Origin of the sequence: Frigoribacterium sp. Leaf164 (assembly GCF_001423665.1) — a bacterium.
GTDB lineage: Bacteria > Actinomycetota > Actinomycetes > Actinomycetales > Microbacteriaceae > Frigoribacterium > Frigoribacterium endophyticum.
Genome location: NZ_LMOX01000001.1, coordinates 1,477,304 through 1,500,885, shown reverse-complemented (window position 1 = coordinate 1,500,885; position 23,582 = coordinate 1,477,304). Strand labels below are relative to the sequence as shown.

Here is a 23,582-nt window from a genome sequence, read left to right as displayed (position 1 = left end):
CCGTCTCAGAGGACGGGGAACTCCCGGCGCTTCACCTGCGGCTTCGGCAGGCGCATGGGCTTGAGCTGCATGCAGCGCATCGCGGCGTACCAGCGATTGCCCTTCTGGACGGCGTCGGCGCCGAACTTCGCCGTGAGCTTCTTCGTGACCAGGTGGCCGGCGACGAGGCAGTCGACGATCGCGACGATGAAGAAGCCCCAGAGGACGAACAGGGTGGCCGCCTGGACGGCGGTGACGTTGACGAGGCTCATCACGATGACGAGCACCATGAGCGGGATCATCGCCTCGCCGACGCTGTACCGGGCGTCCACGTAGTCGCGGATGAAGCGGCGCTGCGGCCCCTTGTCGCGGACGGGGAGGAACTTCTCCTCGCCGTTGGCGAGGCCGATCCGGGCCCGGTCGCGCTGCTCGGCCAGGCGAGCCCGCTGGGCCTTCTGCGCCTCCTTGCCCTTGGCCACGAGGGGGCGGACGTTGGCCTGCTCCCGCTCGCGACGCGACGGGGTGGGGCGGCCCTTGCCCGCCGTCGTCGACTCGGGGTCGGCGACCTGCGTCGTCGTGATGGTCTTGTCTGATGCCTTCGCCACGGTGTCCTCGGGTCTCGTCGAGTTCCTAAGATTACCTGCATGACCGTCTCGCAGCATCCCGTCTCCCCGACCGACCCCCGCACTGTCAGCGAACTCGCGGAGGCCGTGCAGGGCGGCCTGCCCCGGACCATCGCCGACCTGAGCTCGCTCGTGCGGATCCCCTCGGTCTCGTGGGACGCCTACGACCCGTCGCACGTCGCCGCCAGCGCCGACGCCGTCGCCGAGCTCGTGCGGAGCACCGGCCTCTTCGACGAGGTCCGCGTCAGCAGCGCTCCGATCGGCGACTCCGGCACCACGGGGCAGCCCGCCGTCCTGGCCCGTCGTGCGGCGCGCGAGGGCAAGCCGACCGTCCTGCTCTACGCGCACCACGACGTCCAGCCCCAGGGCGACGACGCGGACTGGGAGACCCCGCCCTTCGAGCCCACCCTCAAGGGCGACCGGCTGTACGGGCGGGGCGCCTCCGACGACAAGGCCGGGGTCATGACCCACGTCGCCGCGCTCCGGGCCGTCCACGAGGTGCTCGGCGACGACCTCGGGGTCGGCGTCGCCCTCTTCATCGAGGGCGAGGAGGAGTTCGGCTCCCGCTCGTTCGCCGACTTCCTCCGTCAGCACCACGACGACCTCGAGGCGGACGTCATCGTCGTGGCCGACTCCGACAACTGGAGCACGACGGTCCCGGCCATCACGGTCGGCCTCCGCGGCAACGTGACCTTCCGCCTCACCGTCCGCACGCTGGCCCATGCCTCGCACTCCGGGATGCTGGGAGGCGCCGTCCCGGACGCCATGATGGCCATGGTCCGCCTCCTGGGCACGTTCCACGACGAGGTCGGCAGCGTCGCGGTCGCGGGCCTGGAGAGCCGCGACGCGGACCACCCGGAGCAGACCGAGGAGACCCTGCGCGAAGAGTCCGGCCTGCTCGACGGCGTCGCCCCGATCGGCACGGGCCCCCTCCTCAGCCGCGTCTGGTCGCAGCCCTCCATCACCGTGACCGGCATCGACGCCCCGTCGGTGGCGAACGCGTCGAACACGCTCCTGCCCGAGGTCTCCGTCCGCGTCAGCGCGCGCATCGCCCCCGGCCAGACGGCGGACTCCGCCTACGAGGCGCTCGAGGCGCACGTGCTGGCGCACGCCCCGTTCGGCGCCCACGTCGAGGTCACCGACGTCGACAAGGGCGACCCCTTCCTGGTCGACACCACCGGCTGGGCCATCGCCGACGCCACCGTGGCGATGACCGAGGGCTGGGGGGAGGCACCGCTCCAGACCGGCATCGGCGGCTCCATCCCCTTCATCGCCGACCTCGTGCGGACCTTCCCCGCGGCGCAGATCCTCGTGACCGGCGTGGAGGACCCCGACACGCGCGCCCACAGCCCGAACGAGTCGCAGCACCTCGGCGTGCTGCACCGGGCCGTCCTCAGCGAGGCCATCCTGCTGGCGCGCCTCGACGCCCGGGGCTGAGGCCCGCCTCCCTGCTCGTCCGCCGTACGAGGAACAAAAGCGGGGGAGTGCTGCTTACACTGGTCGACGACGAGTGTCCGACACTCCCACCGCCCGAACGGAGACACCATGACCGACACCGCGACCACCGCCCCCGTCGAGACGGCCAGCACGGCCGAGGCCGCCGCCCACGGCGTGCAGCTGACCTCCACCGCGGCCGACAAGGTCCGCAGCCTCCTGATGCAGGAGGGGCGCGACGACCTGCGCCTCCGGGTCGCCGTCCAGCCCGGCGGCTGCTCGGGGCTCATCTACCAGCTGTACTTCGACGAGCGACTGCTCGAGAACGACGCGACCGTCGACTACGACGGCGTCGAGGTCGTCGTCGACAAGATGAGCGTGCCCTACCTCGACGGTGCCGCCATCGACTTCGAGGACACCATCCAGAAGCAGGGCTTCACGATCGACAACCCCAACGCCCAGGGCAGCTGCGCCTGCGGCGACAGCTTCCACTAGATCGCTCCCGCCCGACCGGGCTGCCGGTCCGGGCCACCATCAGCACCGCGGTCCCGGGGATCGCCTCGTCAGGGGCGGTCCCCGTCGTCGTCCGTGAGCAGGGCTCCCGTCTCGATGTCGAACGAACGGCGTGCTGCGTTCGATCGACGGTGCAACCTGCGAGTAGGCTAGGGAAGTCCCGTCCTAGACTGGGAGATCCCCCTTGCTGTCGTGTCATCCGAGAGGTAACAGTGCGTTCTAACCGCCGTCTTCGTTGGGCCGCCATCCCCGTGGCCGCCGTCATGGCCCTGGTCTTGGCAGGCTGCACGACCGACCAGCTCCAGGGGTGGCTGCCCACCACCGCGGGCACCACCAACCACGTCGACAGCATCATCGGCCTCTGGGTCACGTCGTGGATCGTGCTGCTCATCGTCGGTCTCATCGTCTGGGGCCTCGTCATCTGGGCGTGCATCGCCTACCGCCGTCGGAAGGGCCAGACCGGCCTCCCGGTCCAGCTGCGCTACAACATGCCGATCGAGATCTTCTACACGGTCGTGCCCCTGATCCTCGTGCTCGGCTTCTTCGCCTTCACGGCCCGCGACCAGGCCGCCATCGAGGCGCCGACCGCCAGCCCCGACGTGAAGATCGACGTCTACGCCAAGCGCTGGGCGTGGGACTTCAACTACATCGACCAGCAGAACGAAGACGACAGCGTCTACTACCAGGGCATCCAGGCCCAGGAGCTCGGCGACGGCAACATCGACGAGAGCCAGCTGCCCGTTCTATACCTCCCCGTCGGCAAGTCGGTCGAGATCGACCTCAACTCGCGCGACGTGGCCCACTCCTTCTGGGTCGTCGACTTCCTCTACAAGAAGGACACGATCCCCGGCAAGACGAACTACATGTACTTCACGCCGGAGAAGGAAGGCACCTTCACCGGCAAGTGCGCCGAGCTCTGCGGTGAGTACCACTCGCTGATGCTCTTCAACGTCAAGGTCGTGTCGCAGTCCGAGTACGACGACTACCTCGCGACCCTCGCGCAGCAGGGCAACACCGGCCTGCTGGGCGACCAGTACAACACCAACACCAACGAGCCGAACAACGAGGCGCCCGTCGCCGCCGGCTCCGACGAGAAGTAAGGGCACGGTTCGATGACAGCCACCGCCACGCGTCCCACCACCGGTGGGACGCCCTCAGGTCAGGACTTCGGGGCCTCCAAGGTCGGCCGCAAGGGCAACGTCGTCGTGAGCTGGCTCACGTCGACCGACCACAAGACGATCGGGTACATGTACCTGATCGCGTCGTTCCTCTTCTTCTGCCTCGGCGGCGTGATGGCGCTGATCATCCGTGCGCAGCTGTTCGCGCCGGGCCTCGAGGTCGTCGCGACGAAGGAGCAGTACAACCAGCTCTTCACCATGCACGGCACGATCATGCTGCTGATGTTCGCGACGCCCCTGTTCTCCGGCTTCGCCAACGTGCTTATGCCGCTGCAGATCGGTGCCCCCGACGTCGCCTTCCCGCGGCTCAACGGCTTCGCCTTCTGGCTCTACCTCTTCGGCTCGCTCATCGCGGTGGCCGGCTTCCTCACCCCGCAGGGCGCGGCCTCGTTCGGGTGGTTCGCATACGCACCGCTGTCCGACACCACGTTCTCACCAGGGCTCGGCGGCAACCTGTGGGTCTTCGGCCTCGGCATGACGGGCTTCAGCACGATCCTCGGCTCGGTCAACTTCATCACGACCATCGTGACCATGCGTGCGCCCGGCATGACGATGTGGCGCATGCCGATCTTCACCTGGAACACGCTGATCACCTCGATCCTCGTGATCATGGCCTTCCCCGTCCTGGCGGCGGCCCTGTTCGGCCTCGGCTTCGACCGGGTGTTCGACGCCCAGGTCTTCAACCCGGCCAACGGCGGCGCCATCCTCTGGCAGCACCTCTTCTGGTTCTTCGGCCACCCCGAGGTCTACATCATCGCCCTGCCGTTCTTCGGCATCATCAGCGAGGTCCTGCCGGTCTTCAGCCGCAAGCCGATCTTCGGCTACAAGACCCTCGTCTACGCGACGATCTCGATCGCGGCCCTGTCCGTCACCGTGTGGGCTCACCACATGTACGTGACCGGTTCGGTGCTGCTGCCGTTCTTCTCGCTGATGACGATGCTCATCGCCGTCCCCACGGGCGTGAAGATCTTCAACTGGATCGGGACGATGTGGCGCGGTTCCGTCACCTTCGAGACCCCGATGCTCTGGGCGATCGGCTTCCTGATCACGTTCACCTTCGGTGGGCTGACGGGCGTCATCCTCGCCTCGCCCCCGCTCGACTTCCACGTCTCCGACACGTACTTCGTCGTGGCGCACTTCCACTACGTGGTGTTCGGCACCGTCGTCTTCGCGATGTTCTCCGGCTTCTACTTCTGGTGGCCGAAGTGGACGGGCAAGATGCTCAACGAGCGTCTCGGCAAGATCCACTTCTGGATGCTGTTCGTCGGCTTCCACACCACGTTCCTCATCCAGCACTGGCTCGGCGTCATGGGCATGCCCCGTCGCTACGCGACGTACCAGCCCGAGGACCACTTCACCTGGATGAACCAGCTCTCGACGATCGGCTCGATGCTGCTCGGCATCTCGATCCTGCCGTTCCTGTACAACGTGTACATCACGGCTCGTCGGGCGCCCAAGGTCGAGGTGAACGACCCCTGGGGCTACTCCCGCTCCCTCGAGTGGGCCACGTCCTGCCCGCCGCCCCGCCACAACTTCACGTCGATCCCGCGCATCCGGTCGGAGTCGCCGGCGTTCGACCTGAACCACCCCGAGGCCGGCCTCCCCGTCGGCATCGGCCCGGCGAAGGACGCCCCGGATGCCCCGACGTACGACGCTTCCAGCGACAAGGTGAAGTAGGACCCCGATGAAGACCAACGCCACGCTGTTCTGGATCCTCGCGATCTTCTTCTTCGCGCTCTGCGCCGTGTACACGGTGTGGAACATCATCGACGTCAACCGCGTCGAGTGGGCCGGCACCATGGGCATCGGCCTCGCTGGCGCCCTGGGTGTGTTCCTCGCCTTCTACATGGGTCGCTCGCACGCCGCCCAGGGCGGTGAGCTGCCCGAGGACCGTCTCGACGCCAACATCGACGACGGCGACCCCGAGCTCGGGCACTTCAGCCCGTGGTCGTGGTGGCCCATCCTGCTGGCCTTCTCGTGCGGCCTGGTCTTCCTGGCCTTGGCGGTCGGCATGTGGATCATCTACATCGGCGGTGCGCTGATCGCCGTGTCGCTGGTCGGTTGGGTCTACGAGTACTACCGCGGCAACTTCGCCCACTAGTCCCTCAGCACGACCACGCCGACGGCGCTCACCCTCTCCGGGTGGGCGCCGTCGTCGTGTGCCCAGACGCTCTCAGGGGCGGCAGCGGGGCGTGCGACAGGCTCTGACCCCTGACCATGGGGTGGGGCGGTCTCGCCTACAGCCTGAGCCCTGTCGGTGCCCTGGTGGAGGGCGCACGGTCACCGTGGCCGCTCAGGATGACCGCGAACGCCGTGTGCGGGCCCGTTGCCTGTCGACACTTCGAGCCCGACCCGCTCCTCGGGCCCCTCCATGGGTGTGCTTCTGGGCGTGCGAGGGCTGAGCGGTCCCAGGGGGGCCGTTGTTGCAGGGGTAGGGCGGGTTCCCGTCATCGCGGGCGCGTCACCGTTGACCCGCCGGGAGGGACGTGGACCCGCCGAAGGGACCGGGGGGCAACACAGGACGGCCCGGGTCCCTAGGCTTCGCGGATGCTCTCCTGGCCATGAACGCCGGAGGACCCGCGGTGCAGGACCACGTGAGCCGCTGAGCCGGTGCTCACGCGATGCACTGCCGTCGCTGCATCGCGGGTGGGTCTGGTTCCCGTCATCGCGGGCGCGTCAGCGTCGACCCGCTGTGAGGGACACGGACCCGCCGAGGGGTCCCTAGGCAACACCGGACCCCCGCGGTCAGCAGTCTCCGGTCCGGTGACTGGGGGAGCAGGGGCTGACCGTGCGCGCCGCGCGCTCAGCCTGCGCCGAGTGGAAGGGACGGCGCCGGGCCCGTCTCGTGTCGGATCGGGAGGCGCCGTCCATGCTCTCCCGCTCGTGAACGTCGAGGAAGAGAGGGCCGGAGCACTCGGGTGAGTGCCTACGTGCCGCGACCCTCGAGCCCGTCAGCCGGTGGCCATCACTGCCCCATCAGTGGAGGGTCACCCGTGGAACACGGGTGGACGGGTTCCTGTCATCTCGGGCTCGTCAGCGTCGACCCGCCGCGAGGGACACGGACCCGCCGCGGTGGCGAGGGGAGGGAACGGTCATCTGGCCGCTCTGCTGTCCGGCCTCCGCCCGAGCGGGCTTCAGCAGGCCCGAGCACGCCCGAGCAGGCCCGAGCCGCGTGTCACGGGCCACCGGCCACGGGGCGCCCGTCGCCGGCTGCAGCAGACCCGTGGACCACGAACGACGAAGGGCCCGACTGCCGGAGCAGTCGGGCCCTTCGTTGTGGTGCAGGGATCAGTGCTGGTCGATCGACCGGCGCTCGTCACCGGAGGGGACGGCCTCGTGGTGCGAGGACTCGATCTCCGAGCGCTTCACCGGGGCGATGCGGTCCTCGAAGAAGAACGACGACACCGAGGCGCGGAGACGCTGTACGGGCGTGATCTGCCCGTTGGCGTTCGGACGGACCATGAGGGGCTCGTACTCGTTGAAGTTGAGCAGCTTCCAGCGCTCGTACTCGTCGAGCTGCTCGTGGACCTCGACGTACTCGCCGCCGGGGAGGCGGACGATGCGGCCCGACTCGTAGCCGTGGAGGGCGATCTCGCGGTCCTTCTTCTGGAGGGCGAGGCAGATCCTCTTCGTGATCATGAACGCGATGAACGGGCCGAGGATGAGGCAGGCCTGCACCGTGTGGATGACGTAGTTGAGGCTGAGGTGGAAGTGCGTCGCCATCAGGTCGGAGCTGGCGGCCGCCCAGAGGCTGGCGTAGACCACGATGCCGGCGGCACCGATGGCCGTGCGGGTCGGGGCGTTGCGCGGGCGGTCCAGGATGTGGTGCTCGCGCTTGTCGCCGGTGACCCAGGCCTCGAGGAACGGGTACAGCAGCACGGCCAGGATGAAGACGACCAGGACCGCGATGGGAGCCAGGATGTTCATCGAGACGGTGTAGCCGAACGCCACGAACTCCCAGCCCGGCGGCACGAGGCGCAGGGCGCCGTCCGCGAAGCCGATGTACCAGTCCGGCTGGGTGCCGGCGGAGACGGGGGAGGGGTCGTACGGGCCGTAGTTCCAGATCGGGTTGATCGTGAAGAGCGACGCGATGAGGACGAGGACACCGAAGACGATGAAGAAGAACCCACCGGCCTTCGCCGCGAAGACCGGCATGACCGGGACGCCGACGACGTTCTCGTTCGTCTTGCCGGGGCCCGCGAACTGCGTGTGCTTGTTGATGATGAGCAGCAGCAGGTGGACGCCGAGCAGGGCGATCAGGAGGGCGGGCAGCAGCATGATGTGCAGCGAGTAGAAGCGACCCACCATGTCGGTGCCGGGGAACTCGCCGCCGAAGAGGAGGTACGAGATCCAGACGCCGATGACCGGGATGCCCTTGACCATGCCGTCGATGATCCGCGCCCCGTTGCCGGAGAGGAGGTCGTCGGGCAGGGAGTAGCCGGTGAAGCCCTCGGCCATGGCGAGCACCCAGAGGGTGAAGCCGACGACCCAGTTGATCTCGCGGGGCTTGCGGAACGCGCCCGTGAAGTACACGCGCAGCATGTGCAGCATGATCGACGCCACGAAGAGCAGTGCCGCCCAGTGGTGGATCTGGCGGAACAGCAGACCACCGCGGATGTCGAACGAGATGTCGAGCGTCGACGCCATGGCGGCCGACATGTTGAGGCCCTTCAGCGGCACGTAGGAGCCGTTGTAGTTGACCTCAGCCATGGAGGGCTGGAAGAAGAACGTCAGGAAGGTGCCCGACAGGAGGATCACCACGAACGAGTAGAGAGCCACCTCGCCCAGCATGAACGACCAGTGGTCGGGGAAGATCTTGCGACCGACCTCGCGGACGAGGCCCGACATGCTCGTGCGCTCGTCGATGTAGTTCGCCGTGGCGCCGAAGATCTTGTTCGTCCGGGTCGGCGCGAAGGCCGGCGCGGAGACTGTGGTGCCGTGCGACGACGGGGTCGTCGTGTCGGTACCCGGTGCAGGGGTGGTGGTGGTCACTTGGCGCGCTCCCAGAAGCTCGGGCCCACAGGTTCGTGGAAGTCGCTCTGCGCGACGAGGTACCCGTCAGCGTCCACGGCGATCGGCAGCTGCGGCAGCGGGCGCTTGGCCGGCCCGAAGATCACTTCGCAGTTGTTGGTCACGTCGAACGTCGACTGGTGGCAGGGGCAGAGCAGGTGGTGTGTCTGCTGCTCGTAGAGGGCCACGGGGCACCCCACGTGCGTGCAGATCTTGGAGTAGGCGACGATGCCGTCGTACTGCCAGTCCTCGCGTCCCTCGGGGATGTTGAGGTCCTCGGGCTTGAGACGCATGAGGAGGACTGCAGCCTTGGCTTTCTCCTCGAGCAGGTGCTCGGATTCGTTCAGGCTCTCGGGGATCACGTGGAAGACCGAGCCCAGGGTGACGTCCGAGGCCTTGATGCGAGCACCGGACGGGTCGCGGGTGAGGTGCATGCCCTCTTCCCACAACGTGTGACGGAGGACCTCGTTCGGGTCCTCGGCGGGAGCGAGGTCGCGGAAGAGCACGACCGCGGGGAGCGGGGTGGCGACGAGCGCGCCGATGAGGCTGTTGCGGATCAGCGCACGGCGCCCGAAGCCGGACTCCTGGTTGCCCAGGGCGAAGACCTCGACGGCCTTCCCGCGCGTCTCGTCCGTGCCACGGGTGCTGTGACGCATCTCCGTGATCTCACGGGCGGGCATGAGGGTCTTGGACCAGTGCACGGCACCGATGCCGACGGACAGGAGCCCGAGAGCGATGCCGAGGCCGAGGAAGAGGTTGTTGAGCCGGACGGAACCCGAGTCGCCGGACGTGATCGGGAAGGCCACGTAGGCGCCGATGGCCGCGATGCTGCCGACGATCGAGAGGAAGAACCAGGTGCTGACCTGGCGCTCCGCACGCTTCTCGGCCCGCGGGTCGATGTCGGTGACGCGGTCGCGGTGCGGCGGCTCGCCCGGGTTCTCGAAGACGTCCGTCGTCAGGACGGCCGTGCCGGCCGAGACCCGTCGGGGCTCGTGCTTCTCGACAGCCGAGCCCGTCTCCGGGGCCTCGTCGTCGTGCTGTGCCATGGGTGCTGCCTTTCAGTGAAGTACGAGGAGGGCCGCTAGTTGGAGCGGGCCGTGAGCCAGATGGTCACGGCGACGATCGCTCCGAGGCCGAAGATCCAGATGAAGAGGCCCTCGGCCACCGGGCCGAGGCTGCCGAGCTCGAACCCGCCGGGCGACGGGTTCTTCTCCAGGTACTTGAGGTACGTGATGACGTCAGCCTTGTCCTGCGGGGAGAGGTTGAGGTCGTTGAAGACCGGCATGTTCTGCGGGCCGGTGAGCATGGCCTCGTAGATGTGGGCCTCGCTGACGCCCTTGAGCGAGGGCGCGTACTTGCCCTCCGTCAGGGCACCGCCGGCGCCGGCGACGTTGTGGCACATGGCGCAGTTGATGCGGAAGAGCTCGGCGCCGTTGGTGGTGTCGCCGTCCGCGGCGAGGTACTCCTCGTCGGGGATGGCGGGGCCGGGGGCCAGCGACGCGACGTAGGCCGCGAGGTCGGAGACCTGCTCGTCGGTGAACTGGACGGGCTTCTCCTCGGCCTGCGGGCCGTTGGCCGCCATCGGCATGCGACCCGTGCCGACCTGGAAGTCGACGGAGGCAGCGCCCACGCCGATCAGGCTGGGGCCTTCGCCGGTGCCGTCGGCCGACAGGCCGTGGCAGGTGGCGCAGTTGGACGCGAAGAGCTTCTGCCCCTCGTCGACGCTCTGCTGCGAGGCCGCTGCGGGGGCGGACTCCTCAGCGGTGGCGGTGGAGGAGAAGAGCGCGTAGGCGCCGCCGGTCGTGAGCAGGCCCACGAGGAGGAGCGACGCCGTGGCGACGGGGCTGCGGCGGCCGGTCTTGGCGGTGCGTCGCGAGGAGGAGCTTCTGGTGAACATGCTGTGCGAACTTTCCGATGCCTATTTGAGGACGTAGACGACCATGAAGAGGCCGATCCACACCACGTCGACGAAGTGCCAGTAGTACGAGACCACGATGGCGGTCGTGGCCTCCTTGTGACCGAAGTTCTTGGCCGCGAACGCGCGACCGATGGTCAGGAGGAAGGCGATCAGCCCGCCGATGACGTGGGCGCCGTGGAACCCGGTCGTCATGTAGAACGCGGAGCCGTAGGCGCTCGAGCTGAGCGTCACGTGCTCGGAGATGAGGTGGGCGTACTCGAAGACCTGGAGGCAGATGAAGACCGCGCCCATGGAGTACGTCAGGAAGAACCACTCGACCATGCCCCAGCTGCCGACCTGGAAGAGGCGACCGGTGCGGCGGGCCTGCATGCGCTCGGCGGCGAAGACGCCGAACTGGCACGTGACCGACGAGAGCACCAGGGTGATGGTGTTCGTGAGCGCGAACGGGACGTCGAGCTTGGCCGTCTCGGCGGCCCAGAGACCGGGGGACGTGCTGCGCAGCGTGAAGTAGATCGCGAACAGCCCGGCGAAGAACATGACCTCGCTGCCGAGCCACACGATGGTGCCCACGGCGACCGTGCTCGGGCGGTTGACGACCGGCGCGCTGGAAGGCCTGGAGAGAGAGGTACTTGTCACGCCGTCCATTATGCCTGGTAAGTCGCCCTGGGTTTGCGCAGGAAACTCCGCGCCGGGAATTTCTGTTGACGACGAGCTACTTGGCGTGCTCCGGCCCGACGCTAGCCTGGGCACATGACCCACGAGCTCGCCTGGCCTGCCCTCATCGACGCCCTCCTGGCGCGTCGTGACCTCTCGATCACCGAGGCCACGTGGGCCATGGAGCAGGTCATGACGGGGGAGGCGACGCCGGCTCAGCTGGCGGCCTTCCTGGTGGCCCTGCGGGCCAAGGGCGAGACCGTCGACGAGATCGTCGGGTTCCGTGACGCCGTCCTCGCGCACGCCGTGCCGCTGCCCGTGCCGTCCATGGCCGTCGACATCGTGGGCACCGGCGGCGACCGCTTCGGGACGGTCAACGTCTCGACGATGGCGTCGATCGTCGTCGCCGCGACGGGCGTGCCCGTCATCAAGCACGGCAACCGCGCCGCCAGCTCGTCGTCGGGGTCGTCGGACGTGCTGGCGGCGCTCGGCATCGACCTCACGCTGGGCGCGGAGCGCGTCGCGGAGGTGCTCGCCGACGCCGGGCTCACCTTCGCCTTCGCGGCGGCCTTCCACCCCGGCTTCGGGAACGCGGCGGCGGTCCGGCGCGAGATCGGCGTGCCGACCGTCTTCAACTTCCTCGGCCCGCTCGTCAACCCCGCCCGGCCCGAGGCCAGCGCCGTGGGGGTGGCCCAGCTCGACAAGGTGCCCCTGATCGTCGGCGTGTTCCAGACCCGAGGCGCGACCGCTCTCGTGTTCCGCGGCGACGACGGCCTGGACGAGCTGACCACGACCGGCCACAGCCACATCTGGGAGGTCTCGACCGGATCGGTCACCGAGCACGACCTCGACCCCCTCGACCTCGGCATCCCGCGGGCCCGCATCGCGGACCTCGTCGGGGGGGACGCCGAGCACAACGCGGCGATCGCCCGACGCGTCCTCGCGGGGGAGACCGGGCCCGTCCGCGACATCGTCCTGCTCAACGCCGCGGCCGGCCTCGTCAGCTACCGGCTGGCGGCCGACCAGTCGGAACGCGACCGTCCGATCGTCGCCCGCTTCCGTGAGCAGCTGGCCGTGGCCCGCGCGGCGATCGACGGCGGCGCCGCCGCCGCCAAGCTCGACGAGTGGGTCGCAGCGACCCGACGGTCCTGACCCCCGGGTCCTGACCGGACCGTCTCGACCCGCCGAGCGCCGGGGTCGACGCCCCCGAGTACGGAAGAAGGGCCCGTTCCGAGGAACGGGCCCTTCTCCCTGCCGTCGACGCGTCAGCGCCGTGTCGTCAGCACCGTGTCGTCAGCACCGACGTCAGTTGACGTCCTCGTCGACCCAGTCGAAGGTCTTCGTGACGGCCTTCTTCCAGAGGCGGAGCGTGCGGTCGCGCTCGTCGGACTCGATGGCAGGAGTCCAGCGCTTGTCCTCCTGCCAGTTCGAGCGCAGGTCGTCGAGCGTCTCCCAGAAGCCGACCGCGAGGCCCGCGGCGTACGCGGCGCCGAGGGCGGTGGTCTCGGCGACGACCGGACGCACCACGGGCACGTTCAGGATGTCGGCCTGGAACTGCATCAGGGCGTCGTTGCCGGTCATGCCGCCGTCGACCTTGAGCTCCGTGAGGTCGACGCCCGAGTCGGCGTTGACCGCGTCGAGCACCTCGCGGGTCTGGAAGGCGGTCGCCTCGAGCGCAGCACGGGCGATGTGGCCCTTGTTGACGTAGCGCGTGAGGCCGACGAGGGCACCACGGGCGTCCGAGCGCCAGTACGGGGCGAACAGGCCCGAGAACGCGGGCACGAAGTAGACGCCGCCGTTGTCGTCGACCGTCTTGGCGAGCTCCTCGACCTCGGGGGCCGAGCCGATGATGCCGAGGTTGTCGCGCAGCCACTGGATCAGCGAGCCGGTGACAGCGATGGAACCTTCGAGCGCGTAGTGCGGAGCCGCGTCGCCGAGCTTGTAGCCCAGCGTCGTGAGCAGCCCGTTCTTCGAGTGGACGATCTCCTCGCCCGTGTTGAAGATGAGGAAGTTGCCCGTGCCGTAGGTGTTCTTCGACTCGCCCTGGTCGAACGCCGCCTGGCCGAAGGTCGCGGCCTGCTGGTCGCCCAGGATGCCGGCGATCGGGACCTCGCGGAGGAGGCTGGAGGCCTCGACGGTGCCGTAGACCTCGGACGAGCTCTTGATCTCGGGGAGCATCGAGCGGGGGACGTCGAAGGCCTCGAGGATGTCGTCGCGCCACTCGAGCGTCTCGAGGTCCATGAACAGGGTGCGCGAGGCGTTGGTGACGTCGGTGACGTGCACGCCTCCGTCGGTGCCGCCGGTCAGGTTCCAGAGGACCCAGGTGTCGGTCGTGCCGAAGAGCAGGTCGCCGGCCTCGGCCTTCTCGCGGGCGCCCTCGACGTTCTCGAGGATCCAGACGACCTTGGTGCCCGAGAAGTAGGTCGCGAGCGGCAGGCCGACGATCGGCTTGAACCGCTCGACGCCGCCGTCCGCCGCGAGGCGGTCGACGATCGACTGGGTGCGGGTGTCCTGCCAGACGATGGCGTTGTAGACGGCCTTGCCGGTGGTCTTGTCCCACACGACGGCGGTCTCACGCTGGTTGGTGATGCCCACGGCCTTGATGTTGTGGCGCGTGATGTCGGCGCGCGACAGGGCCTGGCCGATGACCTCGCGGACGTTCTCCCAGATCTCGGCGGGGTCGTGCTCGACCCACCCGGCGCGCGGGAAGATCTGCTCGTGCTCCTTCTGGCCGGTGGCCACGATCGACCCGGAGTGGTCGAAGATGATGGCGCGGGTGCTGGTGGTGCCCTGGTCGATCGCCAGGATGTAGTCGTCGCTCACGGGTGGTTCTCCTTCGTCGTTGATGGTGTCGACCACGGCACGGCGGGTGCGCCTCGGGTGGGCACGGCCGTGCCGCGGTCAGCGGTGAGTCGGTGTGGGGGTCAGGCGGCCAGGGGCAGCAGCGCGCCCGAGACCACGGCGGCGAGGGCGCCGCCGACCAGGGGGCCGACCACGGGGACCCAGGCGTACGACCAGTCGCTCGAGCCCTTGCCCTTGATGGGCAGGAAGGCGTGGGCGATGCGCGGGCCGAGGTCACGGGCCGGGTTGATGGCGTAGCCGGTCGGGCCACCGAGGGAGGCGCCGATCGCGATCACGAGGAAGGCGACGGGGATCGCGCCCAGCTCGGCCGGGGTGCCGCCGTTGGTGAAGCCGATGACCACGAACACGAAGGCGAACGTCGCGATGATCTCGGTGACGAGGTTCCAGCCGTAGTTGCGGATGGCAGGGCCGGTGGAGAAGACGCCGAGCTTGGCCGCGGGGTCGGGCTCCTCGTCGAAGTGGTTCTTGTACACGAGCCACACGAGGACGGCACCGATGACGGCTCCGATCATCTGGGCGGCCAGGTACACGAGGAACGCGACGAAGTCGATGTTGCCGAGGATCAGCTGCGCGAGGCTGACGGCCGGGTTGAGGGCCGCGCCGGAGGAGTACGACACCGTGACCGCGGCGAAGACCGCGAGCCCCCAGCCGAAGTTGACCATCAGCGTCCCGCCGTTGAAGCCCTTCGACTTCGTGAGGGCCACGTTGGCGACGACGCCGCCACCGAGCAGGATGAGCATGGCCGTGCCCACCACTTCAGAGAGAAAAATCAGTCCCAGGTCCACGTCGACCTTCCTTAGTCGTCGGGCGGGGTGCGACTGTGCACCACCGCGGTGAGCGTGTGGCCTCACCATAGACCCGGGCAACCCTCAGGAAGGTAGCCGAATCACCCGAGATGCACATATGTGCACGGAGCAGGTGCGTACGGCTCGGGGGGTAGCTTCTGACCAGGACGGTGCGAGCCTGCGCACCGCCGCCCGTTCCAGGGAGGAACTTCGATGAAGAAGCTCATCAACGATCCGAAGGACGTCGTCGAGGAGGCGGTGGCCGGCATGGGCCTCGCCCACCCGGGGCTCCTGCGGGTGTCTCACGACCCGACCTTCGTGACCCGCGCCTCCGGCCCGGTCAGCGGCAAGGTCGCGATCGTCAGCGGGGGAGGGAGCGGCCACGAGCCTCTGCACGCCGGCTTCGTCGGCCCGGGCATGCTGAGCGCCGCGGTGCCCGGCCCCGTCTTCACGTCGCCCACGCCCGACCCGGTCGTCGCGGCCACGCAGGCCGTCGACGGGGGAGCCGGTGTCCTCTACATCGTGAAGAACTACACCGGCGACGTCCTGAACTTCGAGACGGCCGCCGACCTCGCCGAGGCGGAGGGCGTCACCGTGGAGACGGTCGTCGTCGACGACGACGTCGCGGTCAAGGACTCCACCTACACGGCCGGCCGTCGCGGCGTCGCCGGAACGGTCGTCGTCGAGAAGACCGCCGGCGCGGCCGCCGAGCGCGGCGACGGCCTCGAGCAGGTCGCCGAGATCGCCCGCCGGACGAACGCCGCCACCCGCACGATGGGCGTCGCGCTCACCGCCGGCGTGGTGCCGCACGCGGGGGAGCCCAGCTTCACCCTCGCCGACGACGAGGTCGAGATCGGCATCGGCATCCACGGTGAGCCCGGTCGCGAGCGCGTGCCGCTCGAGCCCGTCGACCGCATCGTCGACCGCCTGCTCGGCGCCGTCCTCGACGACCTGGGCACCGCCTCCGGCGACCGCGTCCTATTGTTCGTCAACGGCATGGGCGGCACCCCGCTCGTCGAGCTCTACGTCGCCTTCCGCCGGGCGGCCGAGCTGCTCGCCGAGCGCGGCGTCGAGGTCGCCCGCACGCTCGTCGGCGACTACGTCACCTCGCTCGAGATGCAGGGCATGTCGATCACCGTGACCCGTCTCGACGACGAGCTGACCGAGCTCTGGGACGCTCCGGTCGAGACGGCCGCCCTCCGGTGGGGCCGGTGAGCCCGCTGCTCCGCCCCGCCGCCCCCCGCACCGCACCCCCACGAGGAGGAGACGCATGACACTCGACGCGACCTGGACCCGCGCCTTCATCGAACGGACGGCCGACGTGGTGCGCGAGCAGCGTGCCGCGCTGGTCGAGCTGGACCGCGAGATCGGCGACGGCGACCACGGCGAGAACCTGGAGCGCGGCTTCTCGGCCGTGCGGGCCAAGCTCGGCCAGCAGCCCGAGGACGCCACGCCCGGCCAGCTGCTGAAGATGGTCGCCACGACCCTCATCTCCACCGTCGGGGGAGCCTCCGGCCCGCTGCTCGGCACGGCGTACCTCAAGGGGGCCGCGGCCCTCGGCGACGCGACCGAGCTCGACTCCGCGGCGGTCGTGGCCTTCCTCACGGCGGCACGGGACGGCGTCGTGCTGCGCGGCAAGGCCGAGGTGGGCGACAAGACGATGATCGACGCGTGGACGCCGGCCGTCGAGGCCGCCGGCCTCGCGGCGGGCGACGGGGCCGAGCCGGCCGCCGTGCTGCGTGCCGCCGCCGACGCCGCCGCGGAGGGCGCCGCGTCGACCGAGCCGCTCGTCGCCCGCAAGGGCCGGGCCAGCTACCTCGGCGAGCGGGCGGTGGGGCACCGCGACCCGGGGGCGCAGTCGTCGTCGCTCATCCTCGCCGCGGCCGCCGAGGCCGCCGCGACCCCCGCCGCCGCCGCGACCACCGGGGAGGCGTGACCGTGGCCGGCGTGGGCATCGTCGTCGTCTCGCACAGCGCGGCGATCGCCGAGGGCACCGTCGAGCTCGCTCGCCAGATGGCGCCGACCACGACCCTCGTGGCCGCGGGCGGCACCGACGAGGGCGGCCTCGGCACGAGCTTCGACAAGATCTCCGCGGCGCTCTCGGCCGCCGACACGGGCCAGGGCGTCGTGGTGCTCTGCGACCTGGGCTCGGCGATCCTCACCACCGAGACCGCCGTCGACTTCCTCGACGACGAGGAGGCCGCGCGGGTCGTGCTGGCCGACGCGCCCGTCGTCGAGGGCACCGTCGCCGCGGCCGTCTCGGCGGAGACCGGCGGCACGCTGCAGGAGGTCGCCGCGGCCGCCCGCACCGCCTCCGGGGTCGCCGACCCGCACCGGGACGAACGCGAGCTCCGCGGCGGCGACGCGGTCGAGCGCTCGGTCGTCCTCGTCAACGAGTCGGGGCTGCACGCCCGGCCGGCCGCCGACCTCGTCACGCACGCGTCGCGCTTCCAGGCCGACGTCACGGTGAACGGCGTCGACGCGAAGAGCCTCCTGCGCATCATGGGCCTCGGGCTCGGCAAGGGCTCGACGGTGGCGATCATGGCCACCGGCCCCGACGCGGCCCAGGCCGTCGACGACCTCGTGGCCCTGGTGGAGGGCGGCTTCGGCGAGGGCTGATCCGACGTCGCCACGCCGCCACGACGGCGGCGCCGACGACGACGACGACGACGGCGGGCGTCCCGGGCTCAGGCCCGGGGTGCCCGCCGTCGCACGTGGCGGGTGAGCAGGAGGTCGCCCGCGACGAGCACGTGCGCCAGCTCGAGCTCGCGGAGGTCGCCGGCGACCCCGGTCGTCGAGCGGGCGATGCGGGGGCCGACGCCGCCCTCCAGGGTCGGCGAGTGCGTGAGGAAGAGCTCGTCGACCTCGTCCGCGGCGACGAGGTCGCCGAAGAGGGTCGGCCCGCCCTCGCAGTGCAGCTGTCGGAGGCCCCGGGCGACCAGTGCCTCACGCAGGAGGCGCGGGTCGACGCGGTCGCGGCCGCACGCGACGACGTCGGCGACGCCCTCGAGGGCCCTCCGCGCCTCCGGGTCCGCCTGGTCGGTGGTGAGCACGACCGGGCGCACCGGCGCGTCGCGGAGGACGGGGCTGCCGGGGTCGAGCCGGAGCGTCGCGGAGACCAGCGCGAAGACGGGGTGGTCGGGCAGCCCGCGCCCGCGGCGCCACGCGACGGAGGCGTCGTCGAGGCGCATCGGGCCGTAGCCCTCGTCGCGCACCGTGCCCGCCCCGACCACCACGACGTCCGAGACGCGGCGCAGCAGGTCGAAGACCCTCTTGTCGGCCGGCCCGCCGAGGCTGCCCGAGAGGCCGTCCGCCGTGGACGAGCCGTCGAGCGTCGAGACGAAGTTCACGCGGAGGCGCGGCTCGTCGCGGTCGCCGGGGTCGATCATCGCGAGCAGCTGGTCGTCGTCGAGGTCGACGCCGGTCGGGTCGGGCGGCAGCAGGCGGCGGAGGGCGGCCGGGTCGGCGACCGGGTCGCGGGCGGGCTGGTCGGGCACGGGGGCTCCTAGACGTCGTGTCGGGCGAGCAGCGGGGCCCGCCACCCCAGGATGCCCTCGAGCATGCGGACGGCGTCCACCGCCGAGGGCACGTCGTGCATCCGCACGACGCGCGCGCCGAGCAGCACGCACGCGGTCGCCGCCGCCAGCGTTCCGGCCAGGCGGTCGGGCTTCTCGCGGTCGAGCATCTCGCCGATGAAGTCCTTGTTCGAGACGGCGGCCAGCACGGGGAAGCCGAGGGCCGCGACCTCGCCGAGGCGCCGGGTCAGCTCGAGGGTGTGCACGGTGGCCTTGTTGAGGTCGTGGCCGGGGTCGACGACGATCCTCTCCTCGGGCACCCCCCGGGCCAGTGCGAGGTCGACGCGCCGGGACAGGAGGTCGACGACCTCGCGCGCGACGTCGTCGTAGCGGGGGTGCGGCCACGCGGTGCGCGGCGGCGCGAGGCTGTGGGTCACCACGAGGGTCGCCTCGCTGTCGGCGACGACGTCGGCGAGACGCGGGTCGTGCAGGGCGGTCGTGTCGTTGACGACCGACGCACCGGCGCGGATCGCCGCGGCCGCGACCTCGGGGCGGAAGGTGTCGACCGACACGACCACGTCCGACTCGGCGACCAGCGCCTCCACCACCGGCAGGACGCGGTCGATCTCGTCGGCCGCCGAGAGCTCGGGCCCCGGCTTGAAGGGCACGCCGCCGACGTCGACCCAGTCGGCGCCCTGCCCCGCGGCGGCCACGGCGGCCGCGACCGCGCTGTCGAGGGCGAAGGTGCGCCCCTGGTCGAAGAACGAGTCGGGCGTCCGGTTGACGATCGCCATCACCGCGACCTGCCGCGAGAAGTCGAACGTGCGACGGCCGATGCGGCGCACGGGCACCCGCAGCGGCACGGTGCCCAGCGCGGCCGGCAGCGGTGCCGGGTCAGCCACGGGGCGCCCCGATCAGCGCCATCGCCTCGGTGCGGGCGGCCGCGTCGCCGAGGCTGCCACGGCTCGCCAGCGTCACGGTCGAGCTCTGCGTCTGGCGCGGGCCGCGCGTCGTCACGCAGCCGTGGACCGCCTCGAGCACGACGAGCACGCCCGTGGGGGAGAGCCCCTCGTCGAAGGCGTCGGCGATCTCCTCGCCCAGCTTCTCCTGCAGCTGCGGCCGCGAGGCGAGGGCGTCGACGACGCGGGGCACGCTTCCGAGGCCGACGATCGAGGCGCCGGGGACGTACGCGACGTGGGCCACGCCGAGGAACGGCAGCAGGTGGTGCTCACAGACCGAGCGGAACTGCACGTCGCGCACGACGACGACCTCGCCGAGCTGGCCCGGCTCGGCCGGCACCGAGGAGGCGCGGACGAGCTCGGTCGCGTCGGTGCCCGTCCCCGAGAAGAACTCCGCGTACGCCTCCGCCACGCGCCGGGGCGTGTCGTGGAGGCCCGGGCGCCCCGGGTCGTCGCCCACGGCCGCGAGGATCTCGAGCACGGCGGCCTCGATGCGGGGCCGGTCGACGGGGGAGTGGCTCATGGAGCCAGTGTCGCAGGCCCCCGCCCGGACGTCAGCCGGGCGTCACCGTCCTCGACCGACGGGGCGGCCGGGGGCGGTCGACCGCTGGGGCGGTCAGCCGTCGGAGCCCGGGCGCGACTCGTGGTGGCGTCGGCCGTGGCTGCGCCGCGCCTCCTTCATCTCGGACTCGAAGAGGTGACGGCGCCCGCCGACGAGGTCCTCGCGGACGGCCGCCTCGCCCGCCCGGAGGGCGCTCCAGTAGCCGGCGTCGTAGTCCTCGACGACCTGGAAGGTCCAGCGGCCCTCGACGACGTTGCGCCCCACCACGTCGCGCTCCAGGCGGCCGGCGTGCTCGTGGTGCCCCGCCTCGCGGAGGAGGTCCACGGCCTCGCCGAGCGCCAGGTCGGCGGTGCCGGTCAACCGGTGGAAGCCGTAGAGCAGGCCCCGGGCGTGCTCGACGGCCTCGAGGGCCTCCGACAGCTTGCCGAGGGCCTCGACGGTGGCGTCGTCGACGCCGGCCGGGCGGACGTGCGCGTCGTCCGGTCCGTCGTCGGGCACGGGCGCGGGGGAGTCGCGGGTCGTCGTGTCGGGGGAGCCGGGGGTCACGGGGGCGGTCTCGTCGTCCATGACCCGACCCAACCACCGGGGCGGCGGGTAGCGTCCGCGGGGTGACGACGACCCCGGAGCGCCCCGCCCGACGACGGCTGCTGCTGCCCGGCCAGTGGGGGCCCGCGTTCGACGACGGGGGAGAGGTGCTCGTCGTCGAGGCCCTCGACGAGTTCTCGCGTCGGCCGCTGCACCGGGCCAAGGCGCACCTCTGGCTCTCGGCGCTCCGTCACCGGGTCGCCGAGCTCGGCGACCGCGCGGAGCACGTCAGGGTCGACCGCCTCGCCGACGCCCTCGCCGGGCGCGGCGACCTCGAGGTGGTGGACCCGCCCAGCCGCCACCTCCGCGCGGTCGTGCGCGCCGCCTCCCCGGCGGTCGTCGTGCTGCCGAGCCGCGGCTTCGTCACCAGCGAGGCCGACTTCGCCGACTGGGTCGCCGCCCGCCCCGGCCGCCTCCTCATGGAGGACTTCTACGAGGCCGTCCGGAGGCGCGAGGGCTTCCTGATGGAGGGGCCCGCCCCGGTCGGCGGCCGGTTCAGCTACGACGACGAGAACCGCCACGCGCCTCCCCGCGGCGCGGCCGGCCTGGGCCTGCCCGACCCCGTCTGGCCCGTCGAGGACGAGATCGACGCCGAGGTACGCGAGCAGCTCGACGCCTGGCGCGACGCCGGCCTCGTGACGTTCGTGGGGGAGGACGACCGTCGCCGGTTCGCCGTCACGGCCGAGGAGGCGGAGGCGGCGCTCGAGGACTTCGTCGAGACGCGGCTCGGCGACTTCGGCCCCTTCGAGGACGCCATGCTGTCGGGCGACTGGACGATGGCGCACTCGCTGCTGAGCGTGCCGATGAACCTCGGCGTGCTCGACCCGCGCCACGTGGTCGAGCGGGTGCTGCGGGCCTTCGAGGGAGGCGCGCCGCTCACCAGCGTCGAGGGCTTCGTCCGACAGGTGGTCGGCTGGCGCGACTGGGTGTGGCACCTCTACTGGCACCTGGGGGAGTCGTACGTCGACGAGAACGACGCCCTGGGCGCCCGGGTGGAGCTGCCCGTGTGGTGGCGGGGTCTCGACTCGTCGGGGGTCGAGGCGGCCTGCCTGTCGGACGCGCTCGACGTCGTCTCGCGGCACGGCTGGACGCACCACATCCAGCGCCTGATGATCCTCGGCAACTGGTCGCTGCAGCGCGGTTACCGGCCCGACCAGCTCACCGAGTGGTTCACCGACGTCTTCGTCGACGGCACCGACTGGGTGATGCCCGCGAACATCGTCGGGATGTCGCAGCACGCCGACGGCGGAGTCGTCGCGACCAAGCCCTACGCGGCCGGCGGTCGCTACATCGACAAGATGAGCGACCACTGCGGCTCGTGCCGGTTCTCGCCGACCGTGCGGGTCGGCGACGACGCGTGCCCGTTCACCGCGGGCTACTGGGCGTTCCTGCACCGGGCCGAGCCGGCGCTCCGCGACAACGCCCGCATGCGGAACCCGCTGCGGCAGATGCGCGGGCTCGACGACCTCGAGGCCGTGGTCGCTCAGGAGGCGGCCCGCGAGATGCCGTGAGGGTCCCGGGGAGGGCCTGAGCGCTCCTCGTTCACGTTCGAGCTGACATAATGTGCATTATCGGTCACACCGAGAGCGGCCAGAAGGGGTGGGGTCGACGCCGTCAGAGCCCGCTTCGTGCAGGACGCCGCTCAGCGACCTGCGCGCAGCGCCTCGGCCACCGTGGCGGCGAGGTCGACGGGCTCGACGGGGTCGGTCGTCGACTCCAGCTCGTCGAGGCTGAACCAGCGCGACTCCAGGATGTCGACCCGTTCGTCGTCGGTCCAGTCGTCGTCGACGACCTCGAAATGAGGCAGTCTCACGACGAAGAACTCGGCGTGCCCGTGCGTATGGTCGGCGGCGTCCCAGGGCACCTCGAAGTCGTCGACCCTGACCACGGGGCCGACCTCGGCGACCACCTGGCCGGTCTCCTCGTGCAGCTCCCGGACCGCCGCCTCCTCGTGCGACTCCCCCGGGTCCACGCCGCCTCCCGGCGTGATCCAGCGGGCCGCGCCGCTCGTGTCGGGCGCCTTCGTCATCATGAGCAGCAGTCGATCGTGCTCGTCGAGGACGAGGAGGCGCGACGTCGGCCGGACGATCCGCTCGGTCACGAGGCGCCGCCTACGCGACGGGGACGAAGTCGGAGGTGTCGCCGACGAGGCGCGTGCGGTCGGCGGGCACCGGGTCGACCGCGGCCGCGGCGACCTCGGCGGCGAACTCGGCGACGTTGTAGAGCTTGCCGGCGCTCTCCTTGCGCGACGAGATGGCCCCGGGGTTCGAGCGCTCGAGCAGCGTCGCCGTGATGGTGCCCTCGATCATGTCGCCGGAGACCACGACGAACTCGACGCCGGCGGCCTCGAGCTGCGGCACCATCTCGAGCAGCGCGTCCTCCCCCGCACGCTTGCTCAGGGCCACGGGGAGGTACTCGGGCATCGTCTCGGTGGTGCGGATGAAGTGCGCCTGGTGGCTCGTCACGAAGACGACCCGCGAGCCCGGCTGCAGCAGGGGCAGCGCCGCGGTGAGGAGGGCGACCTGGGCGTCGCGGTTGAGCTTGAGCGCGTAGTCCTCGGCCATGCCGCTCTCCATGCCGCCGGAGGCGTTCATCACGAGGACGTCGAGGCCGCCGAGGCGCTCGGAGACCGTCGCGAACATCGCGTCGACGCTCTCCGGGTCGGTGAGGTCGGCGCCCACCGCGAAGGCGGTGCCGCCCGAGGCCGCGATCTTCTCGACGAGCTGCTGGGCGCGCTTCTCCTTGTTGCGGTAGTTCACGACGACCGACGCGCCGGCCTCGGCGAAGTAGCGCACCGTGTCGGCCCCGATGCCCCGGGACGAGCCGGTGACCAGGGCACGCGTGCCGGTGAGGGATCCTGCGGCGAGGGGGTTGGACACGGCGGGGGCTCCAGTCTGTGGGGCGGCACCGGCTCGGTCGCGGCGCCGGGGTGGCGGCTCGGGGTCGCCAGGCGACCCGTCCGAGCGTACCGCCCGACGGATGTCGGCGACGTGCGCTAGCGTCGA

23 protein-coding genes are annotated in these 23,582 nt (G+C 70.9%); 10 read left to right on the top strand and 13 right to left on the bottom strand.

Annotated elements, in window-relative coordinates:
• Window positions 1-5: 5 nt before the first annotated feature.
• Window positions 6-584 (bottom strand): DUF3043 domain-containing protein, encoded by a 579-nt coding sequence (locus ASF82_RS06785; protein WP_056055041.1) that lies wholly within the window; start codon window positions 582-584, stop codon window positions 6-8.
• Between the two features lie 39 nt (window positions 585-623).
• Between ASF82_RS06785 and ASF82_RS06780 the strand changes: the two genes are divergently transcribed.
• From ASF82_RS06780 to ASF82_RS06760, 5 genes are all read left to right on the top strand, one after another.
• On the top strand, window positions 624-2,039 hold the full coding sequence (locus tag ASF82_RS06780; protein ID WP_056055037.1) for a dipeptidase: 1,416 nt from the start codon (window positions 624-626) through the stop codon (window positions 2,037-2,039).
• A gap of 108 nt (window positions 2,040-2,147) precedes the next feature.
• The gene (gene erpA, locus ASF82_RS06775; protein WP_056055034.1) at window positions 2,148-2,531 is read left to right on the top strand and encodes an iron-sulfur cluster insertion protein ErpA; all 384 of its coding nucleotides are present in this window, start codon (window positions 2,148-2,150) and stop codon (window positions 2,529-2,531) included.
• 230 nt (window positions 2,532-2,761) lie between these two features.
• Window positions 2,762-3,649, top strand: a complete 888-nt coding sequence (gene coxB / locus ASF82_RS06770; RefSeq protein WP_056055030.1) for a cytochrome c oxidase subunit II — start codon at window positions 2,762-2,764, stop codon at window positions 3,647-3,649.
• A 12-nt stretch (window positions 3,650-3,661) separates the two neighbouring features.
• Entirely contained in the window at window positions 3,662-5,404 is a 1,743-nt protein-coding gene (gene ctaD, locus ASF82_RS06765) for a cytochrome c oxidase subunit I (protein WP_056055027.1), read from the top strand.
• Window positions 5,405-5,411: 7 nt separating this feature from the next.
• Window positions 5,412-5,828, top strand: a complete 417-nt coding sequence (locus ASF82_RS06760; protein WP_056055023.1) for a cytochrome c oxidase subunit 4 — start codon at window positions 5,412-5,414, stop codon at window positions 5,826-5,828.
• A gap of 1,187 nt (window positions 5,829-7,015) precedes the next feature.
• Here ASF82_RS06760 and ASF82_RS06755 read toward each other — a convergent pair.
• The 4 genes from ASF82_RS06755 to ASF82_RS06740 are packed head-to-tail and all read right to left on the bottom strand — an operon-like array spanning window position 7,016 to window position 11,300.
• Complete coding sequence (locus tag ASF82_RS06755) at window positions 7,016-8,719, bottom strand: cytochrome bc complex cytochrome b subunit (RefSeq protein ID WP_056055019.1); 1,704 nt, start codon at window positions 8,717-8,719, stop codon at window positions 7,016-7,018.
• The gene (locus ASF82_RS06750; RefSeq protein ID WP_056055016.1) at window positions 8,716-9,783 is read right to left on the bottom strand and encodes a ubiquinol-cytochrome c reductase iron-sulfur subunit; all 1,068 of its coding nucleotides are present in this window, start codon (window positions 9,781-9,783) and stop codon (window positions 8,716-8,718) included. The genes ASF82_RS06755 and ASF82_RS06750 overlap by 4 nt, the downstream gene beginning before the upstream one ends.
• A gap of 35 nt (window positions 9,784-9,818) precedes the next feature.
• Window positions 9,819-10,634, bottom strand: a complete 816-nt coding sequence (locus ASF82_RS06745; protein ID WP_056055014.1) for a c-type cytochrome — start codon at window positions 10,632-10,634, stop codon at window positions 9,819-9,821.
• Window positions 10,635-10,655: 21 nt separating this feature from the next.
• Entirely contained in the window at window positions 10,656-11,300 is a 645-nt protein-coding gene (locus ASF82_RS06740; protein ID WP_082514370.1) for a heme-copper oxidase subunit III, read from the bottom strand.
• Window positions 11,301-11,405: 105 nt separating this feature from the next.
• Here ASF82_RS06740 and trpD point away from each other — a divergent pair, with 105 nt between their 5' ends.
• Window positions 11,406-12,461: an anthranilate phosphoribosyltransferase gene (trpD, locus tag ASF82_RS06735; RefSeq protein ID WP_056055009.1), complete on the top strand. Its 1,056-nt coding sequence runs from the start codon at window positions 11,406-11,408 to the stop codon at window positions 12,459-12,461.
• 153 nt (window positions 12,462-12,614) lie between these two features.
• On the opposite strand, the gene glpK is transcribed toward trpD, so the two are convergent.
• Together glpK and ASF82_RS06725 are read right to left on the bottom strand one after the other, a co-directional pair.
• Window positions 12,615-14,132 carry a glycerol kinase GlpK gene (gene glpK / locus ASF82_RS06730; RefSeq protein WP_056055003.1) on the bottom strand — a complete coding sequence of 506 codons (1,518 nt, stop codon included), beginning with the start codon at window positions 14,130-14,132 and terminating at the stop codon, window positions 12,615-12,617.
• Window positions 14,133-14,233: 101 nt separating this feature from the next.
• A complete protein-coding gene (locus ASF82_RS06725) occupies window positions 14,234-14,911 on the bottom strand; it encodes an MIP/aquaporin family protein (protein ID WP_056055941.1) in 678 nt (225 codons plus the stop codon).
• 258 nt (window positions 14,912-15,169) lie between these two features.
• Between ASF82_RS06725 and dhaK the strand changes: the two genes are divergently transcribed.
• The 3 genes from dhaK to dhaM are packed head-to-tail and all read left to right on the top strand — an operon-like array spanning window position 15,170 to window position 17,575.
• Window positions 15,170-16,171 (top strand): dihydroxyacetone kinase subunit DhaK, encoded by a 1,002-nt coding sequence (gene dhaK / locus ASF82_RS06720; RefSeq protein ID WP_056055000.1) that lies wholly within the window; start codon window positions 15,170-15,172, stop codon window positions 16,169-16,171.
• Between the two features lie 55 nt (window positions 16,172-16,226).
• On the top strand, window positions 16,227-16,892 hold the full coding sequence (gene dhaL, locus ASF82_RS06715) for a dihydroxyacetone kinase subunit DhaL (protein ID WP_056054997.1): 666 nt from the start codon (window positions 16,227-16,229) through the stop codon (window positions 16,890-16,892).
• Window positions 16,889-17,575: a dihydroxyacetone kinase phosphoryl donor subunit DhaM gene (dhaM, locus tag ASF82_RS06710; RefSeq protein ID WP_235491179.1), complete on the top strand. Its 687-nt coding sequence runs from the start codon at window positions 16,889-16,891 to the stop codon at window positions 17,573-17,575. Before dhaL ends, dhaM begins: the two co-directional genes overlap by 4 nt.
• A gap of 68 nt (window positions 17,576-17,643) precedes the next feature.
• Here dhaM and ASF82_RS06705 read toward each other — a convergent pair whose 3' ends face one another.
• From ASF82_RS06705 to ASF82_RS06690, 4 genes are all read right to left on the bottom strand, one after another.
• The gene (locus ASF82_RS06705) at window positions 17,644-18,453 is read right to left on the bottom strand and encodes a pyrimidine reductase family protein (RefSeq protein ID WP_056054994.1); all 810 of its coding nucleotides are present in this window, start codon (window positions 18,451-18,453) and stop codon (window positions 17,644-17,646) included.
• 8 nt (window positions 18,454-18,461) lie between these two features.
• Entirely contained in the window at window positions 18,462-19,373 is a 912-nt protein-coding gene (gene folP, locus ASF82_RS06700) for a dihydropteroate synthase (RefSeq protein WP_056054988.1), read from the bottom strand.
• Window positions 19,366-19,953 carry a GTP cyclohydrolase I gene (gene folE / locus ASF82_RS06695; protein WP_056054986.1) on the bottom strand — a complete coding sequence of 196 codons (588 nt, stop codon included), beginning with the start codon at window positions 19,951-19,953 and terminating at the stop codon, window positions 19,366-19,368. Before folE ends, folP begins: the two co-directional genes overlap by 8 nt.
• 93 nt (window positions 19,954-20,046) lie before the next feature.
• Window positions 20,047-20,559, bottom strand: a complete 513-nt coding sequence (locus ASF82_RS06690; protein ID WP_235491178.1) for a hypothetical protein — start codon at window positions 20,557-20,559, stop codon at window positions 20,047-20,049.
• A gap of 41 nt (window positions 20,560-20,600) precedes the next feature.
• Between ASF82_RS06690 and ASF82_RS06685 the strand changes: the two genes are divergently transcribed.
• The gene (locus tag ASF82_RS06685; RefSeq protein WP_056054983.1) at window positions 20,601-22,088 is read left to right on the top strand and encodes a cryptochrome/photolyase family protein; all 1,488 of its coding nucleotides are present in this window, start codon (window positions 20,601-20,603) and stop codon (window positions 22,086-22,088) included.
• Between the two features lie 131 nt (window positions 22,089-22,219).
• On the opposite strand, the gene ASF82_RS06680 is transcribed toward ASF82_RS06685, so the two are convergent.
• Window positions 22,220-22,678 (bottom strand): NUDIX hydrolase, encoded by a 459-nt coding sequence (locus tag ASF82_RS06680; RefSeq protein WP_056054980.1) that lies wholly within the window; start codon window positions 22,676-22,678, stop codon window positions 22,220-22,222.
• A gap of 10 nt (window positions 22,679-22,688) precedes the next feature.
• On the bottom strand, window positions 22,689-23,456 hold the full coding sequence (locus tag ASF82_RS06675) for an SDR family oxidoreductase (protein WP_056054976.1): 768 nt from the start codon (window positions 23,454-23,456) through the stop codon (window positions 22,689-22,691).
• Window positions 23,457-23,582: the final 126 nt, after the last annotated feature.